Raw genomic sequence first — 16,487 nt, forward strand, 5'->3', positions numbered from 1 at the left:
TCGGGAAGGCGATTGGCGCAAGCTTTTGACTTGACGGGCACCTGCTACTGCCGAAAGGCGACAAGTGGCGGCGCAGCAATTTCGTCACATACAATTCGCCCATGCTCTGCCCGAAGAGTGCGGTAGCAGTCGCAAGCCTCGGACTCGAGACCAGCGCGGTCCAAGATGACGATCCGGCCGCGTCCCCGATGAAGCAGGCCAGTTTCCTCCATCCGTCCCATTGCGGTCGTCACGCCGGCCCGGCGGACGCCGAGGGCACGCCCGAGGAATTGATGGGTTAAGGGCAGCTCGTTGCCATGGGTCCGATCCTGAGCGAAGAGCAGCCATCGAGCGAGCCTTTGCTTCAGGGTGTGCCGGGTATTGCAGACCACGAGCTGGGTGCTCTGCACCGTTCTTACTTGAATGTATCGCAACAGGAGCTGGTGCAACGATGGAATGCCGCTCAGCACTCGACGAAGATCTTCTGCCGTAATGCGCAGGGCCTCGCCTGGGACCTGTACAACGCATCTGTATGGCGTCCGTGCGGTTCCAAGAACAAGGGGTATTCCAACAAAGTCCATATGGCCGAGCGTTCCGACCTCCAACGTGCTCTGATCGCCGGATCGCGCCAACAATGAGGCCAGTCCTCGTTCGATGAAATAAACATGCGCGATTGGTAGATTACGCTCGTACAGCACCTGGCGGCGCTTAAGAACCACTCGTTCGAGATAAGGCTGCAACTCCTCGAGGACTTCAGCCGACAGAGTATTCAACAATCCATTCCTCACCGGCCCCTTGTCGAGCCGAGAAGGAGGTGCATGAACGGACTTGAGCTGGGCAGCGGGCCTGAGTGGCCTTTGGCTGCTAAGGCTAAGGTCTTGCGGTTGAACGAACATTTCCGGGCTCCCGTCCTAACGGTCAGGTTGAAGTCGGCTTCAGCTCAGGTCACTTCCGAAGCAACCGTGCATGACCATAATGTCGTGGAAGGCGGGCCGGATTGGCAGTCGGGTGATACCGCACGGCTGTCAGGTTTTCCCTGACCGCGACGTCGCTAATCCCTTTCAGGCGTGTAGGGCAGAAAGGTGACATTGTAGGCTAGATGAGAGACCATTTAGAAAGGAAAGCGCTTTGGTGTACCCAGGCCAGCGCTGCCCACCCTGGATGCAATATCCGATCAAGGCCAGCATGATGCACAGCAACGATCAGCTCCGTGCGGGATCGCGCTTAATGGACGGGGACGAATCAGATCCTCTGGGGCGCCGGCTCTGGTTGTCGCTCGGGTTTAACCGGCGGCCCCTCCTGTCTCTTATCATTGCTGCCGTCATTCCGCTCCTCCTGTTCGGCAGCTGGGTCGCCTACATCACTGCGACCCAGCAGCGTGAGCAGGCGCGTCAGCGGGCGGTGGAGACGGTTAACAAGGTGGCGGAGCGGATCGCCTCCGAAATGGACGCGCAGCTCCAAGTTGTCGAGACCCTTGCTTCCTCCGCGTCTCTCGACACACCATCACTGCAAAGCTTTTACACGGAAGCCCAGCGCGTGAAAGCGACCCATCCTTTGTGGGAGACAGTCGAGCTTGCGGATCCTTCCGGGACCCAGTTAGTCAATCTCCTGCGGCCTCTCGGGGTGAGGCTTGGCCCAACGGCTGACCGGGAAAGCTTCGACGAAGTCCTCCAAACCCGCCAGTCCGCCGTGGGCGGCGTCGGTCCGGTCGGGGTAATCTCGGGCAAGCGCCTTGTTGCCATTCGCGCTCCCGTCATTCGCGGGGGGCAGCTCATCTATGTTATTACTATATCGTTCATTCCGAACGCCATAAGCGAAATTCTTAAAAGCACCGGCGTTCCTAACGATTGGGTAGGCGCTGTCGTGGACGCGCGCGGCAACTTCATCGCCCGGACGCTTGCTCAGGATACAGAGCTTGGACGTCCGGCATCGCCCGGTCTGCGGGAGGCGATCCAGCGAGCTCCGGCAGGGTTTTATGTCGCGCCCACGCTGGAGGGAGTCGAGGTGGAGACGTTCTACCGGACCCTTCCGAGAACCGGTGAATGGTCCGTTCATCTAGGTGTGCCAAGCGACGTTCTGAACGCTCCGGTATCCAGATCGGTGTACTTTTTGGCTGGTGGAGGGATCGCGAGCTTTATGCTCGCGCTGGTCCTTGCATCCCTCATGGCGCGGGATATCGCCCAACGCAGGCAAACCGAGGCGGAACGTACCAATCTTGCACTCGCCCTCAGCGAGGAACGGGGCGCTGTCGCCATTGAGGCCGCAGAGCTAGGCACTTGGCGGTGGGAGCTTGATCGCGCCGAGTATTTTGGCTCGGAGAGGTGCTGGGTTCTGCTGGATTTGCCAAGAGGACCGGTTCCCGGCCCTGAAGAAAGCGTGCCGACAGTGCGCTTCCTTGAAACGATACATTTAGATGATCGCGCCACAATTCAAACTGCTGCGAAACGCTGTCTCGGAGATGGCTCCACGCTCAACAGCGAGATCCGCGTTGAACGGCGGGATGGCAGCCTTCATTGGGTGAGGATTACCGGACGGGCACTCAATGCATCGGGTGAGCACCAGTCAGTCATCCATGGGGTGATCGCCGACATCGAGCCCGAAAAGAGAGCTCAGGCAGAACGTCTTGATCTTCTGCGACGTCTCGCTGAGGCGCAGGAGAACGAGCAACGTCGCATCGCACGTGAACTCCACGATCAAGTCGGGCAAACAGTCACTGGTCTGTCGCTGGGTTTGAAGGCCCTTGAGCAGAAGGTTGAGGCGGCGAGCATCCAGGAGCATGTACGCTGGCTCCAATCGCTGACGGCCGATATCGGGCGTGATATTCATCGCGCGGCAGCGGACCTTCGGCCGACGGCTCTTGACGATCTTGGCCTTCGAGAGTCTCTTATCGCGTTCACTTCCGATTGGGGTGAACGCTTTGGCATTAAGGTGGACACTCACTTTGTGGGTGTGGACGAGCAGTTGCCTCCCGAAATCGGGACCGTTGTGTACCGAGTAGTTCAAGAAGCATTTACTAACATTCTGAAGCACGCGAGGGCCAACAATGTAAGCGTGGTCGTCGAGCGCCGTGGGCAAAGGCTCCGGATAATTATTGAGGATGACGGGGTGGGATTTGACCCTGATGAGACGGCTGGAATGTCCGCGGAAGGCAGCCGGGTCAACGGGCCGCCTTTAGGCCTCTCGGGCGCCAGAGAACGCTTGACGTTGGTCAACGGCACCCTGGAGATCGAGTCGACTCCTGGCGAGGGAACAGCCCTCTTCATCCAAATCCCGCTTTCTCATTACGAGCTGAGGCCATGACCCAGATCCGAGTCGCTCTTGCGGACGATCATCCCGTCGTACTAGCTGGCGTGAGGGCTCTCCTTCAGGAGGCTCCTGAAATTGAGCTCGTCGGAGAGGCTAAGAATGGGGCCGCTGCTCTCCAGATGATATGCGAACAACTGCCCGACGTGGCAGTAATTGACATCTCGATGCCAGACTTGAACGGCATCGATCTGGCAAAGCGGGTCGCATCAACCTGTCCTCAAGTGAAACTGCTGGCCCTGACTGTTCACGAGGATCGAGCGTACGTCCAGCCTCTGCTGCAGGCAGGAGCCAGGGGGTATCTCTTGAAGCGCTCTGCCGCTGAAGACCTCGTACGTGCAATCCGAGCCGTGGCAGCCGGAGGCGTCTACTTGGATCCTGCTGTTGCGGACCGAGCGCTATCTAATGCAGTCCGTGGAAGCAGGGGCGGGATGATACCATCCGATGACGTAGAGGCGCTTAGCCAACGAGAGACTGAAGTGTTGAAGCTGACTGCTCAGGGCTACAGCAACAAGGAAGTTGCCGCGCGCCTCAACATCAGCGTCAAGACAATTGAGACGTACAAGGCCCGAGCGGCCGAGAAACTGGGATTGCGAACGCGCGCTGATATCGTGCGCTACGGTGCATCGCAAGGTTGGCTCGTAGATCTCAATCATGATTGAAGAGTAGGTATTTCGCTCGACTTCTGTTGACCTTTCGGCGCCGCAGCAATATCGGCCGGGCTTTCGCGAGGAAGGTTCGGACCCTCGGCTCACGCTGGGGCTGGGAACTTTCAGATCGTGGGAGGCGGAGCTGCCAAAAAGCTACACTCAAAATATGCAGGTACAGGACGGCTCCAGATTGCGGGTCACACCCTTGCCTATCGTCTAACTAGGACAGGTTAACTCGCCTCGTTGAGCGCCCGTATTCCCGCACCAAGTTCCGCCTGCAGCAGGAGCTCCCGTCAAGAAATAGCACCTCAAATCTCTGAACCGCCTGCAGCCGGCGCACACCGATCATGCGGGATAGATGGTTGCCACGGTCGCAACCATCTGGTTTGTTGCTACAATTGGCTTCTTCGATACGCTTAAGTTCGCGCAGCACTCAGCGCATGGCTCTCGCTTGCCATCTCATTGGATGCTCCTTCGATGATGCCGTTCAAAGGGAAATGCGTCCATTGAGGGGTGGCTGTCCACCATATCGCGGCTGACCGCCCGTCTCAGTACGGACGCGGACCGAGATCGTGCGGCTGCCAGATGACGCCTGAACCATTGAGGAGCATCTCTCAGAGTAGAACGGTCATACTTTGGCCCGTCGAAAGCAAGGGTATTAATGACCAACAGCACGAGACGTTCCCACGCGTGGTCGAGCAACGGAGCTGTGACGTTGAGCATCGAGTTCGGTGATGATGCACATGTGACGATGGAACTCGAACTCGCCGAGGTCGAGGACTTGCTCGGGGCGATCGACGGGGCTTTGGGAACCTCGAGCAATGGCGGACATACTATCGTGCCTGTGGATCGTTGACGTACTCGCTCCGAGCGCGAGTGCATTGTAAAGAGGAGGTGGGCTTCCTAGTCCACTACCCAACTCTTCCGTCGGAAGAGAATGCTTGTCAGGAGATGAGCATCGATTGCCTTCCCAAGCTGGATCACATTCCAGGATCTACTAACTTCGAGGGCCTTAAGGGTGGGGCCTGCTGCAAGTGGGACCCGAAGCGTCTTCAACAAGTTGATTATGCTGGAGGTGGCACGGCGGTACACCATATCGTTGATAAAGATGAAGGCGGCTGAGAAGAAGGGACTGCAACGCCGCTACTTCATGCAGGAGTCCGAGTTCGAGCCGCGCGTATACTGGCGCATGACGGACAACTGGTTGGAGCTGACGGTGCGCTTCATCGCTCGAGACCATGGGGTGCGTGAACTTAAGGACGTGATGACCCGGGACATTCTGACCGCCTAGGAGCAAGCGTGCATCGGGATTGCATCAGCCACCTTCGAGGTGGTTGCGGTGCCGCCGCTCAACGTGTGCCTTCCGGTGGGTCGGATGTGATTGGCATGGCAGACAGATTGGGAAATGAAAGACGATCAGGTCATCACGTCAGCGCGGCCCGAGTATGTTGTAGATGATCTTCGATCTCGGGAATGGCAATCCAATGCATGAGTCAGAAGACATTCGATGGCAGGATTGCGGGCACGAACTCGGTCTGATTCTGCTAGTTACCTGCCTGCTGGGCCAGCGACAAACCTGACCCCGCAAACCAAGCCTTCGGGCTCGAAACTCATTACGATCGTGGCATCAACATCAGATAGGATCCGTTCAAGGAAAGACGTGCCGAATCCCCGTGTCTTTGGAATGACTACATGCGGGCCGCCATGTTCGGCCCATGTGAGGTGGACTTGACCAGCGGAAATCGACCAAATGACTGCTAGATTTCCCTCCGGAACGGAGAGGGCACCGAATTTCGCTGCGTTCGTCGCGAGTTCGTGAAGGGCGAGAGCAAGGGCCTGACCGAGCTTAGGTTCTAAGCCGACGTGTGGACCTTTGATCTCGATACGAGCCGTTCCATAGGGCTCCAGTTCAGCTGCTACCAGGCTCTTAAGGTCAACTTCCTGCTGGCGCGGCACCCCGGCGGAACTGGTAGTCGCCATCAGCGCCGCAAGTCGCCTGTTGATCTTGCGAGCCTTCTGGGGAGAAGTCTCAAGGGTATGGCTGACGACTGCTTGCGCGACAGCTAGCGCATTTTTCAAACGATTCTGGAGTTCTTCGTGCAGGAGCGTCCTCCATCCCTGCTCTTGCCTCAGGCTGCGATGGGCGCGCCTGTACCTTTCAGCGACCCAAAGAATCATGATGGATGAGATGACATAAAGTGAGAAGTTCACAATGTGAGCCGGCGATCCCACAGCAAAACTGAACTCGGGAGGCATGAAGGCCCACCAGCTGACAGCTCCTCCTAACACTAAGCAAAGCACACCGCTCGGCACTCCGGCAATGAGCGTTGTCGCGAGAACGGCAGGAAAGTACGTGGTGAATGGGGCTAACTCTGCCGTCGACCACCACCCGAATGAGAGGCGAGTCAAAGTCGCTAACAAGACGCACGTGATAGCTGCCGCGTAGGCGGCTGGCGAATGTGGCTGTATATCGAATGAAAGCCAGCTCTCCGCATTCGCTGGAGGTGCGACGCGACTCCCCGAGACGGTGCTCACGGAAGACGCAGACACTTGCCCGCCAGCGGGTTGCCAACCGGCCGAAGTCGTGAGCCCCTGATGTGGCGGGCCTGACGCTGGCGGAGTAGGACACCTCTCTGAAGGCTGGCCGACTGAACCTTCAGCATTGTGAAGCTCTCGTTCGTGCTCCCGCGCCCGCCGGAGCTCTACATGGGAGAGGGCTAGGGCGGCGGCGTTCCCAAGCGCCTGTAATAGGTCCAGCTCGGGAGGCGGAATCTCCCGTAACCGAGACCAATAGGCCCCGACTGCTGCTATTGGATTATCCTGTCCAATCGGCACCATTGCCAAGCTGCGCACGAACGTTGGCCTATATGCGTCGTGCGGGATCCGGGCGTCAGCATAGATATCAGGAATGATGACACCTTGCCCGTTGATCATGCACCATCCGGAAATGCATGCTTCCATAGGGAATCGCTTACCCTTCCATAAGGGGGAGATTGCGTCTTCCTCCGCGTAGTAGCAGCGGTCGCCGTCCCGTAGCACAAAGGTGACGCCATCCGCGTGCAGGAGGGCACGGGCTGCTTGTGCGATGATCTCCATCACCTCTTGAGAGGAGATGGAGATTGCGAGCCTCCGAAGGACAGCTTCAAGGCCAGTCAACTCGGACTTGTCGGTTCCTACCAAAGGGAACCGGGCAACATCGCGGTTTGGGGAGTCTGATCCAACCATGGTGGGAACCACCTGTTGCAACTGGCCACATGCGGCGGGCCCACTGTAGGCCTGAGTTGTCGTTATGCCAAGTTACTTAGAATCGGTCTGTTCTAGGTCGGCGTGCGACAACGACTTGCGCAACTTTGTAGCCAAGCCTAAGCGGGTAAATAGTCGACGGCAACATCTTCCCGATCGACCGCGCCCGCATCAACTGCCATGGTATTGCTTCAAGGCGGACTTCCAAACTCCGGAGGAATAGCCGGCTCAGATGCTAGATTGTGTGCGTCAAGTTCTGCAAAGCGGGGCGACCGGTCAGGCTGGCCAAGCGGCTTCGCGCAGAGTGCTTTTCTTATGCTCCTTCAAGTCGTCCATGTTGAGGTAGCGGTGGGCTTCAAGCCAGTTCTCGTGCGTCTCCACCGCCAGCCCGTACCAACCGGCAGCATGAGGCCGCACTGGGGAAGATCCGCACCACATAGGTGCGTCTTCTGATCTCCTCGTTTAGGCGCTCGAGCATGTTGGTGCTCTTGAGGTGCTTGTGGTGCTGGCGCGGCAGGCGATAGAAGGTCAGCGTCTCCTCGATCGTCTCCTCGGCCCAGGCGACCAAGCGCGGGTAGCGCGCCTCCCACTTGGCAATCCAGGCCGCCAGATCGCGCCGGGCCTCCTCGACCGAGCGGCGGTCATAGACCCGGGAGCCGGACGCCACGCTGCCGGCGCGGTTGCTCACGGTAGGCATGCGTATCCTTCCGGTCGAGTGGCCTCTGTAGGCTGCCGCTCTGCCGATGGCTCCGGCAATGCCAGTAAAGATCTCGGCCCAGCCGGGCCGAGATTGTCGACCCTGGCCTGTCGGACCTCTACTCGAGAATTTTCACGATGCGCCGGGAGTCCGGCTCGACGAGAATGACACTGTCCTCGACCACCACGTAGCGATACGACCGGAGCTCCGGCACGTCGATGGCGCTTGGAATCGGCCTCAGCTCCACGCATTGCGGCACGGTCGCCCCCTCGTGGAACACGGCCGAGGTATTGCTGCGAAGGGTCTTGATGACGGTAGTCTCCTCTTCCTGCGAGAGGCTCAGCGAGCCCGATCCTTGGGAGGTCCCGACGCGTGCCATTGTGGCGCCCTGCTCAATGACTTCCACGACCTTGCGGGTCTTCGGGTTCACAATCACGATCTGATCCTGGACCACCACATAGCGATAATCGCGGTACGCTGGAATGATCTCCACGACGTCGGCTGGCACTGGATGCAGGTTCAGGTCTTGAGGCACGCTTACGCCAACCGAGACCGAGAAGCTGACATTTTCGACGGGCTTAACCTCCCGAGTGGTGAACGATTGCACAACACGCGTCTTCTCCTCGCTTGAAAGCTTGGTAGAGGTCGAGCTTGCGGTATCGGCACCGGCGTTCTGCTCTTGAGCGGAATTCGAGGACTTCTGCTGCGTGCTGGAGGACGAGCGGCTAGTCTCCGAGGGTGCAGTCTCCGTGGTCGTGGCCTGACCAGCCCTGTTGCTTTCGGTGCTGGTCCCGCGCGGGGTTCCCGAGGTCGGCATCCTCTGCTCGGTCTTGCCGCTGTCGCCATTATCATCGCTGGCGCTTGTGCTCGGCGATGTCTTCTGGTCGGCATTGCCGTTCTTGTCGACCGCGCGCTTGCGGGACTTGTCCTGCCCCTCCCCATTGGACGCGGTTGTCTTCTTCGTAGCATCGGAGCTGTTGGACTTGCCGGCATCTTGAGCCTGTGCCGCGGACGGCTGCTCCGAAGCTTGGTGGCGGGCCTGTCCGGTTGGTGACCCGTTCCGCTCCCCCCCAGCCCCCGTGATCGGCTTCTTCTGATCGGATCCGCTTGAGGGCGAACTTGCCGAGGAGTTCGCCTTCCCGGAATCAGGTTGAACCCTGTCGGTCGAAGGGCCGCTGGTCTGCGGAAGCTTGGTCGGGGCCGACCCTTGCGAAGCGGCTCCACTGGGCGTGGCATTCGCGCCGTCGGATGCCGACTGCGGGATCGGTTGTTTCTTTGGGGCTGACGCTTCTTGAGCAAACGAGGAGGATGACACGGCGGCGGCAAAGGCGGCGACGGTCGAAAGCAGGATCGTATGCATGAGGAACCTTCCACATCTGTTGAGGTGGGCGAGCCCAAGGCTTGCCCGATGCTGGAAGAGGCGGGTCTGCAAACCACAGTTGCGGTGTGGTGGCCCTTGCTGCGTTGTCCTATCGGCCCAGGGTATCCGCAGCCCGCCTCCGCTTGTGATGGGCTTAGACGTCCCAGAAGCCGCCGTCGCCGATGTCGTCGCCAATGTCGCCGAATTCGGGCTCCTCAATGATCTTGTCGTCGTCGCTGTCGTAGGAGGCATAGACACCGTCGTAGAACTCATCGTTCGACAGCCTGTCGTCGTCGTTCACATCCCACTCGTCAAACGCCTTATCGCCGAAGCGGGTGTTAAAAGCTGTAGCATCGTCTCCAAGGCCGGTTTCAAACTCGCTTTCCGTCAGACCCAGGTCGTCGTTTTCGTCCCAGGCGTTGAAGACACCAACCTCTTCAAAGTTCATCCGGAACTCCTCGCTCGTCAGCCGCGCATCTGCATTCGCGTCCCAGTCGCCGAATTCCGCAGCGCTCACGGGAGCTGCGAACAGCATCAGACCAAAGGCGCACACTCCGAGACGGGAAACATTGCTGAACAGTTTCATGGGATAATCTCCTTTGCTTAGTGGGGACTGAGCTCAGGTACGCAAGACATCATCGCGTCACAACACTCAGACACTAAAAAAGCAACGAGCGATTTCCCTACTTGTTCGATCTTTGGATTGTACAATAGCGTACTCTGCTTGCTTTATAGAAGAACTCACTCAGGTTTTACCTGATTGGTGTGCCACTATATGCAGCTTAAGGTACTTTATATTTGACAATGTCTCTGATCAGAAAAGAGTTGGTTCCTATTGGAGCCAGTCGAGGTCCCCCTCATGGTGAAGCAAATTCAACCGTCCTCTCTCGTCTTCGATAGCCTTCCGGGCCAAAAGAGTGAGCAGCTTTGGTCGGATCCGCACTCGGGTTCATTCGGCAGGAGGCCTAGGGGCCTCGGCCTCCATGGAGATGGCAATCGGCCAGCGCGCAAGGCGATCGACGGCGCTGATGAGAGGGGCTGTACGAGAAGGAAAGCTGAAACGTCAGCAAGCGCTATCACAATGTCGGCAACCCATCTGACACTCCAGACATCATCACGCGAGGACGGGACGCCGCCACCCTGCTCAGCCTTGGCCTTGCGATGGAGTGGGCCCTGTAGATCTCTGACAGGACCAAGATCAGGGACCGGCTCGGGAATTAACCCTGTCTTAGCATGACCGACCCGCGCCAGTCGTGTCGCTGTGGCAGCACTGTCGTACAGGGGTGGCGGTTGTGACGCGCAATCACCCCTGCCAATTGCGGTAGGAATCCGTGCGGGAACTCTCCTCATACCTGATTGACGCAGGCTTGAGCCTCGGCACCGCCCTGACTGTCGCAGGGCTGCTGGCGCCATTGTGGCCAGCCCTTGAGTTGATCAACCATTTCCGTCCGTTCCTGGCTCTGGGCGCGGGCTTGCTGCTGATTCTCCTGCTCGGGCTCCGCTCCCGGAGGCTCACTGCCACCGCAGTTGTCCTATTTGCCGTCAACCTCGCACTGCTGATCGTCCCTGCCCTCAGCTATGGCGCACCGGAAGATCCGGCCGCTGAGCCCAATTTGAGGGTGGCGACCCTCAACACCTGGGTCATGAGGGGACAGGCAAACAGGATCATGGATTTCATCAAACAGACCGATGCGGATGTGATCCTGCTCCAAGAAGTCGGTCAAGGTGACCAGGCCGCTGTCCTCGATCAGCTTGCCTCCGCTTACCCTTATGTTCTGTTCGACGAGCACTCCCGCTCCGGGCCTGCTTTACTGTCGAAGTGGCGTTGGTCCGACAGTGGGATCATTCCAAGCGGACGGGGCCGGCCATTGGCCGTCTGGGCCCGCTTTGAGCAGGATGGCCGTTTGTTCGAGATCGCAAGCGTGCATACTGCAAATCCGTTCGAGTGGCGGCACCAACCTGGTGACATCGACCGGCTCATCAGGTTTGCTCGCTCAAGACGAGCGCCGTTGATCCTTGGTGGCGACTTCAACCTGACACCGTTCTCATGGAAGCTCATCAAGCTGGCCGAGTGGGCGGACTTGCGATGGGGACAGACGTTTGCAGCGAGTTGGCCAGCCAATCGGCTGATCCCGATCGTCCTGCTCGACCATGTGCTGGTTCCAAAGGGCGTCGTGCTCACGGCTGTTGAGACAGGTCCGAGTGTGGGCTCGGACCATCTCCCCGTTGTGGCGGACCTGATCCTTGACGACCGCCAAACCAAGGCGGCCAACTGACAAAAAGGCGCTCCAGGTCAGACCGCACCGGCCATCTCCACAGGCTGAGATTTCAACAGAGTGTGCCTGTGGAGATGAACAAGACACTTCATGTCCCTTGCGGTATGTCCCTTGCGGTCCGGAATGGCCGCCGCCCCGAAGCTGGCCATGAGGGTGGCGCCAACCGGTTCTCTGTCCGGTGTCGTACTGATACGTAGCCCTGCCTGGATCTCCTGACATCAGCAGCCATTAGTCAGAATTAGGACGTCACAGGAGGTGAACATGCGGAAGATGCCAGTTGCCGCACTCGCGGCCACCTTGCTGGCGGGCGGCTCGACTGTCGCGCTCGCCCAATCGAGGTCCGGCGACTCTCACGAGAACCAAGGCGTGCGGAACCAGATCTTCGGCTCCAATGCGCCGGGCATCAAACGGGACTGGATCCCCGGTCCGCTCTCTCCCGCCGCGAAGCGCCACGGGGATTCGGTGCAGTACAACAGGACCTGGCCTGCGGGCGATCTTTCGGCTGCGGGCGAGAGCCCACAAAGCCAAAGTCGTCTCGACGGGCATAGCCGCCTCAACCAGCGCGCTGCGCTGCGCCACCAGCTGCGCCAAGCCGGTTTCCAGAACATCCGGATCCTGAATGCCACCTATCTGGTTCAAGCCCGCATCCCAGATGGAAGGTCTGTGCTGATGTTGGTCGATCCTCCGCCAACGGCCGCGTCGGGAGCGACCGCCTCCATAGGCCAGCGGGTCCAGCCTTCCGACTCAAATCAGCGCCAAGGTGGCGCATCCGCTCCTGGCCAGCAGTTCGGCTCAAACGGCACCCCTGAAACAGCGTCCAATCAGGACCAGTTCTCCGCTCCCCTGTTGAATCCTGACCAGGTGCGGCGAGATCTGCAGTCGCGCGGGTTCTCCAACATCTCGAACCTGAGCAGGGAAGGCTACAGCTATACCGCGACGGCGGATTGGCGCGGCCGGGAGGTGAACATTCGGGTGGATGGGCGCACGGGCTTCATCTATGAACCACGCCCACTCACGCCCAACCAGATGCAGGGCATGCGTGAAGATTTGAATACCCTAAGAGGCGGGTAACCCCGCTCCTCGGCCATGATGGGGCTGTACCCAAAGGTTGCCGGCGGAACCCAGCTGGCTGCGGACACTCTCAAGGTCCGATCACGGCGCAGCCAAGGGAGAGGGATGGCCGACGCAGGACGGTGGAGGGGGTTGGTCAGGGCACCCCCAGCCTGAAGAGCGAGGTTTAATGAGGGCGCCGAATCTGATTGACTCCACATACCGATCAAGTGCCCGGATTCTGCAGGCAGACGCTCCCTGTAGCAACGCCTTTACCATCTGCGAGGCGGCCTGGATGATCATCCAGGCCGCCTCCATTTTGCTCTCAGGAATGTGCGGCAGGAGCGAGCACAGGAGCCGTAGCGGTGTAAACCCGCGTGCCGTTTTTATCCGAAGCGCATGGAGCCATCGGGACGCTCTTCATCCGAGCAGGTGGAGAAGAACAGGAATACTGGCCAGCCCGGCCATGACACTGGCTGGAACGAGCCAATGCACTTGATCCAGGCTTCTCACCCGGGCGGCAGCCGTGCCGGCAGACATGGATTGGCCGAAAAGGCAGGAGCACATGATGTAATGAGCGCCGTCCTCCGAGATCTGAAAGAAGGCCATTGCGTCGCCAAGCCTGTCGCTCCTGAGTCCGGCAGTGCGCAGGACCGGATCCTCGAAGGCAACCGCCAAGGGGGAATTGTCGGCCCGCATGGAGGGGCGCTCGGCCCTCGGCGCGAACTCGATCTCCCCCAGGGTGCTGAGCCGGCGGTTGGGATCGCGCTCGAGCAGTTCGGCCCAGCGCCCCAGGCGCTCGCGCCGGGTCAGCACTTGTGGCGGGCTCGATTGCACGTCTGCGAGACCGCGGATCTGATCGATATCCCTGTGTTCCATCGAACTCTCCTTTCCAGAGGATGATCGTAAGGCGGCACCGCTATGGCCTAGCGGCTGGCGCGGCTGCATCAACAGACGGGAGATACAGCACCTGTCGTGAGGGGCTCGTCGGCAGGCAGGCCCCAGACGAATATGGCGGCAACGACAAGGATCATTGCCAATGCGCCGATGGCCCAGCTCCACGGGGATTCGCTCCGATAGCGAGGCTGGCCAGCAGGAGCGGCGGGATCGTATGGATCACGCTGAAACACCATCGCCATCTCCCTTATGCCCGGCCGTCACCCAGTCCTGCGGCGCGGGTACTCCCAGGTGCTTATTGGTCCCGATTCCCGTCGCGGGAACGAGGCCGGCTCGACATGTTGGCTCATGCCCTCCAGACAGCCAGCGCGGCTCAAGACCAGTGGAACTTCTGTAAGATACGCACGCACGAGCTGGAGAGATAATGCCCTGCACCTGTGGCGGTTCTGGCCGACGGCGGCTAGCCCGGGCAATTCCGGTACGGAAGCAGACCATTGCACTGTCAGCGGCAACGCCTGTGTGAGCCGTGGCGGTCTACCCCTTGTACGCGAGAAGCTCGGAGAGGCAGCGGCCCCAGGGCTCCCGACGGCACATGACGCCTGCTGCGTCTGTTACCGTACCCATTTCAGGGATTCGCGCCGAACCCCCGGTCCGAGATCCCGGTTGTTCCCTCGACCGTGCGCGTGGCCCGATCCATGGAGGCGGACCGCCTCCGCACTTGGCCGCATTCCACGTTCCCATTGAGAACCGGACAGGAGCAACACCATGGAATTCAGGCGTTTGATCCCTCCCGCCGTGCTCGCACTGGCACTCGGATTAGGATCCATATCTCCCGTGGGGGCCCAAGTTGGAACCAGTCCAGGCGCTGCCTTGAACAACTGGACCTACAACGGTCTCTACCAGAACGGCTGGAGCGCCGAGCGGCTCATGGACAACGCCGAGGTGTACGGCGTGACGGGCGAGGAGATCGGCGATGTCGAGAACATCATCATCGGGCAGGGAGGGCGTATCCAAGGCATCGTTGCCGAGGTCGGCGGCTTCTGGGACATCGGTGACACGCATGTGTTCGTCCCCTGGGATCAGGTACAGGTCAGCCCAACTCTCGACCGGGTAACCATTCCGGTCACCCAGGAGAATGTCGAGGACTATACCTATGCCGCTGACTTCTTCCTGACCCGCTCCGACACTCAGCGCACCCAGGTGGTGAATGACGATCTTGACACCAGCTCCCGGCTTTGGAAGGCGACGGACCTCATCGATGACTATGCCTATCTCGCCAACCGCCGCGGCTATGGCTACGTCAACGACCTGATCTTCTCGGCCGACGGCATGCTCCAGGCGTTGGTTGTGAACGCCACGCCCGCCTACGGTGCCGGCTTCCGCGCCTTCCCGTACTACGATGGCTATGCCTGGAGCCCGGGGTTGGCCAACTACAATCTGCCTTATGCCGACGCCGACATCGTCAATCTGGCGCGCTTCGACTACGACCGGCTGCCGAACCGGCTTGAGATGCAGAACAAGGCGGTGGCCAGCAACACCGCGCCGACGGGCACCCGGACAGACGTCACCGGGGCCGTTCCGACCCAGTGGACGTTCCGAAACGTCGACAGGGACCAGAACCTCGAACTGACCGACCGGGAATTCTCACGCGTCGTTGGCAGCATCTACGGCCGTTGGGACGCCAACCAGAATTCGCGGCTGGAGGAGAACGAGTTCTACAACGGCGTCTACAATGTATTCGACATGAATCGCGACGGGCGCGTTGCGCAAAACGAGTTCAACCGAGGCTGGCGCAACTGGGGCCTGACCAACCAGCAGGTCTCCTACGGCACGTTCGACGCGAATGGCGACGGCGTTCTCGATCAGAACGAATTCCGCTCCGGGTTCGACCGCATCGGCTACTACGGCCGCTGGGATGTCAACCGCGACGGCTTGTTGGCTGAGAGCGAGTTCAGCACCGGGATGTACGACATATGGGACGCTGACTCGGATGGAGCCCTGGCCCAGAACGAGTTCAACGACCTCGCAGAGCGCAAGTGGTTCTGAGTGTTCGAAGGTTAGCTGAAACCAGCATGGCCGGGCACGAGTGGCCCGGCCATGCTGCGCTCCATCGCCATGTCCGGATCGGAGAACCGGATTAGATTTCCGCGCTCCTGTTGTCCTTCGCCGTCGCGCTCCACCCGCTGGCAGCAAAATCATCGGCAATCCCTTGGCTGAGAGCATGCGCATGGAACGGCTACGGACAAAAACACCCGGCACACGCCACGTGGCCGGGTTTCGAAGATCGCGGACCCGCTGTGGCACCGTCGCAGCCTTGGCGTAGTCCGTTGACTGGTATCTGTTGATCAGCGGCGATGCAGCAGTTGGCGCAGAACGGCCTCAAGGATGAGTCCCTTCACACCCTGCGGGCGATGATACCCTGGGTATCCGTACTCATTTCCATAAGGTGGATATCCGCGGTGACCCCAGTTCCGGCCATGCTTGTACCCTTGCCGCTTTTCGGACTTCCATGGCTTGCCATGGCTATCGTGATAGCCGTGCTGTCGACTTTGCCAGATAGCGAAGATGAGTTTGGCAATAGTCTTGATCATTCGAGATCCCATTCGTAGTGGCTGTCATAGACAGTTCGGTTGGGGCGCTTGCGCCCGGGGCCGCATCGGCCAGAGAAAGCAGAGCCAGGTGCAGCCCTCACGCGCTCGGCACAACTGCCTGCATGAGGCGCACCTGAAGAGACGCTCCTCAGCCCCAGAGCTCAATCGCAAGAATGCTGCATAGATATCTCTCAAGTTCAGAACACGTCACTCGAGCTCGTCAGGTGAGAGAGTCCGACATAGCACCCTCGGCAGCGATTGCCAGAGGGGCCCGGACCACGATGTACTGTAGTCGACCCTGAATAACCCACAACTGATTGAGGTTGAAGGATTCTTCACCTTTGCGAAGCATTGTAGAATGCCAGCATCTGGGAAGTGCCCCGATCAAAACCGGTGTTTTGCCATGGGACCCAAGCCGACGATGCTGAGCTCCGGCGATCT

The 16,487-nt window shown here is 59.7% G+C and carries 13 protein-coding genes and 1 pseudogene; 7 read left to right on the forward strand and 7 right to left on the reverse strand.

Features of this window, described 5'->3' with window-relative positions; translation table 11 throughout:
- Positions 1–44 precede the first annotated feature (44 nt).
- On the reverse strand, positions 45–875 hold the full coding sequence (locus tag JKL45_RS30880; RefSeq protein ID WP_376771061.1) for a Crp/Fnr family transcriptional regulator: 831 nt from the start codon (positions 873–875) through the stop codon (positions 45–47).
- A 265-nt stretch (positions 876–1,140) separates the two neighbouring features.
- On the opposite strand from JKL45_RS30880, the gene JKL45_RS22365 reads away from it, so the two are divergent.
- The 4 genes from JKL45_RS22365 (at position 1,141) to JKL45_RS22380 (ending at position 5,223) form a co-directional block, all read left to right on the forward strand.
- Positions 1,141–3,279: an ATP-binding protein gene (locus tag JKL45_RS22365; protein WP_246498813.1), complete on the forward strand. Its 2,139-nt coding sequence runs from the start codon at positions 1,141–1,143 to the stop codon at positions 3,277–3,279.
- Complete coding sequence (locus JKL45_RS22370) at positions 3,276–3,944, forward strand: response regulator transcription factor (RefSeq protein ID WP_201863871.1); 669 nt, start codon at positions 3,276–3,278, stop codon at positions 3,942–3,944. The genes JKL45_RS22365 and JKL45_RS22370 overlap by 4 nt, the downstream gene beginning before the upstream one ends.
- A gap of 703 nt (positions 3,945–4,647) precedes the next feature.
- Entirely contained in the window at positions 4,648–4,788 is a 141-nt protein-coding gene (locus JKL45_RS22375) for a hypothetical protein (RefSeq protein ID WP_201863873.1), read from the forward strand.
- Positions 4,789–5,040: 252 nt separating this feature from the next.
- Positions 5,041–5,223 carry a hypothetical protein gene (locus tag JKL45_RS22380; RefSeq protein ID WP_201863874.1) on the forward strand — a complete coding sequence of 61 codons (183 nt, stop codon included), beginning with the start codon at positions 5,041–5,043 and terminating at the stop codon, positions 5,221–5,223.
- A 257-nt stretch (positions 5,224–5,480) separates the two neighbouring features.
- Here JKL45_RS22380 and JKL45_RS22385 read toward each other — a convergent pair whose 3' ends face one another.
- The 4 genes and pseudogenes from JKL45_RS22385 to JKL45_RS22400 form a co-directional block, all read right to left on the reverse strand.
- Positions 5,481–7,157 carry a DUF4118 domain-containing protein gene (locus JKL45_RS22385; RefSeq protein WP_201863875.1) on the reverse strand — a complete coding sequence of 559 codons (1,677 nt, stop codon included), beginning with the start codon at positions 7,155–7,157 and terminating at the stop codon, positions 5,481–5,483.
- A gap of 294 nt (positions 7,158–7,451) precedes the next feature.
- Positions 7,452–7,824 (reverse strand): annotated as a pseudogene (locus JKL45_RS22390) (transposase); the annotation flags it as partial.
- Positions 7,825–7,990: 166 nt separating this feature from the next.
- Positions 7,991–9,232, reverse strand: coding sequence for a DUF1236 domain-containing protein (locus tag JKL45_RS22395; protein WP_201863877.1), 1,242 nt, complete (start codon positions 9,230–9,232; stop codon positions 7,991–7,993).
- 154 nt (positions 9,233–9,386) lie between these two features.
- Complete coding sequence (locus JKL45_RS22400; RefSeq protein ID WP_201863880.1) at positions 9,387–9,818, reverse strand: EF-hand domain-containing protein; 432 nt, start codon at positions 9,816–9,818, stop codon at positions 9,387–9,389.
- Positions 9,819–10,563: 745 nt separating this feature from the next.
- Here JKL45_RS22400 and JKL45_RS30110 point away from each other — a divergent pair.
- Both JKL45_RS30110 and JKL45_RS22410 read left to right on the forward strand, forming a co-directional pair.
- Positions 10,564–11,508 (forward strand): endonuclease/exonuclease/phosphatase family protein, encoded by a 945-nt coding sequence (locus tag JKL45_RS30110; protein WP_201863885.1) that lies wholly within the window; start codon positions 10,564–10,566, stop codon positions 11,506–11,508.
- Between the two features lie 261 nt (positions 11,509–11,769).
- Entirely contained in the window at positions 11,770–12,579 is an 810-nt protein-coding gene (locus tag JKL45_RS22410; RefSeq protein WP_201863887.1) for a hypothetical protein, read from the forward strand.
- Positions 12,580–12,978: 399 nt separating this feature from the next.
- On the opposite strand, the gene JKL45_RS22415 is transcribed toward JKL45_RS22410, so the two are convergent.
- Positions 12,979–13,437, reverse strand: a complete 459-nt coding sequence (locus JKL45_RS22415) for a hypothetical protein (RefSeq protein ID WP_246498815.1) — start codon at positions 13,435–13,437, stop codon at positions 12,979–12,981.
- A gap of 783 nt (positions 13,438–14,220) precedes the next feature.
- Here JKL45_RS22415 and JKL45_RS22420 point away from each other — a divergent pair.
- Positions 14,221–15,501 (forward strand): PRC-barrel domain-containing protein, encoded by a 1,281-nt coding sequence (locus tag JKL45_RS22420; RefSeq protein ID WP_201863892.1) that lies wholly within the window; start codon positions 14,221–14,223, stop codon positions 15,499–15,501.
- A gap of 299 nt (positions 15,502–15,800) precedes the next feature.
- On the opposite strand, the gene JKL45_RS22425 is transcribed toward JKL45_RS22420, so the two are convergent.
- On the reverse strand, positions 15,801–16,046 hold the full coding sequence (locus tag JKL45_RS22425; RefSeq protein WP_201863893.1) for a hypothetical protein: 246 nt from the start codon (positions 16,044–16,046) through the stop codon (positions 15,801–15,803).
- Positions 16,047–16,487 lie beyond the last annotated feature (441 nt).

Source organism: Microvirga soli (assembly GCF_016734765.1).
In the GTDB taxonomy this organism is placed as follows: Bacteria; Pseudomonadota; Alphaproteobacteria; order Rhizobiales; family Beijerinckiaceae; genus Microvirga; species Microvirga soli.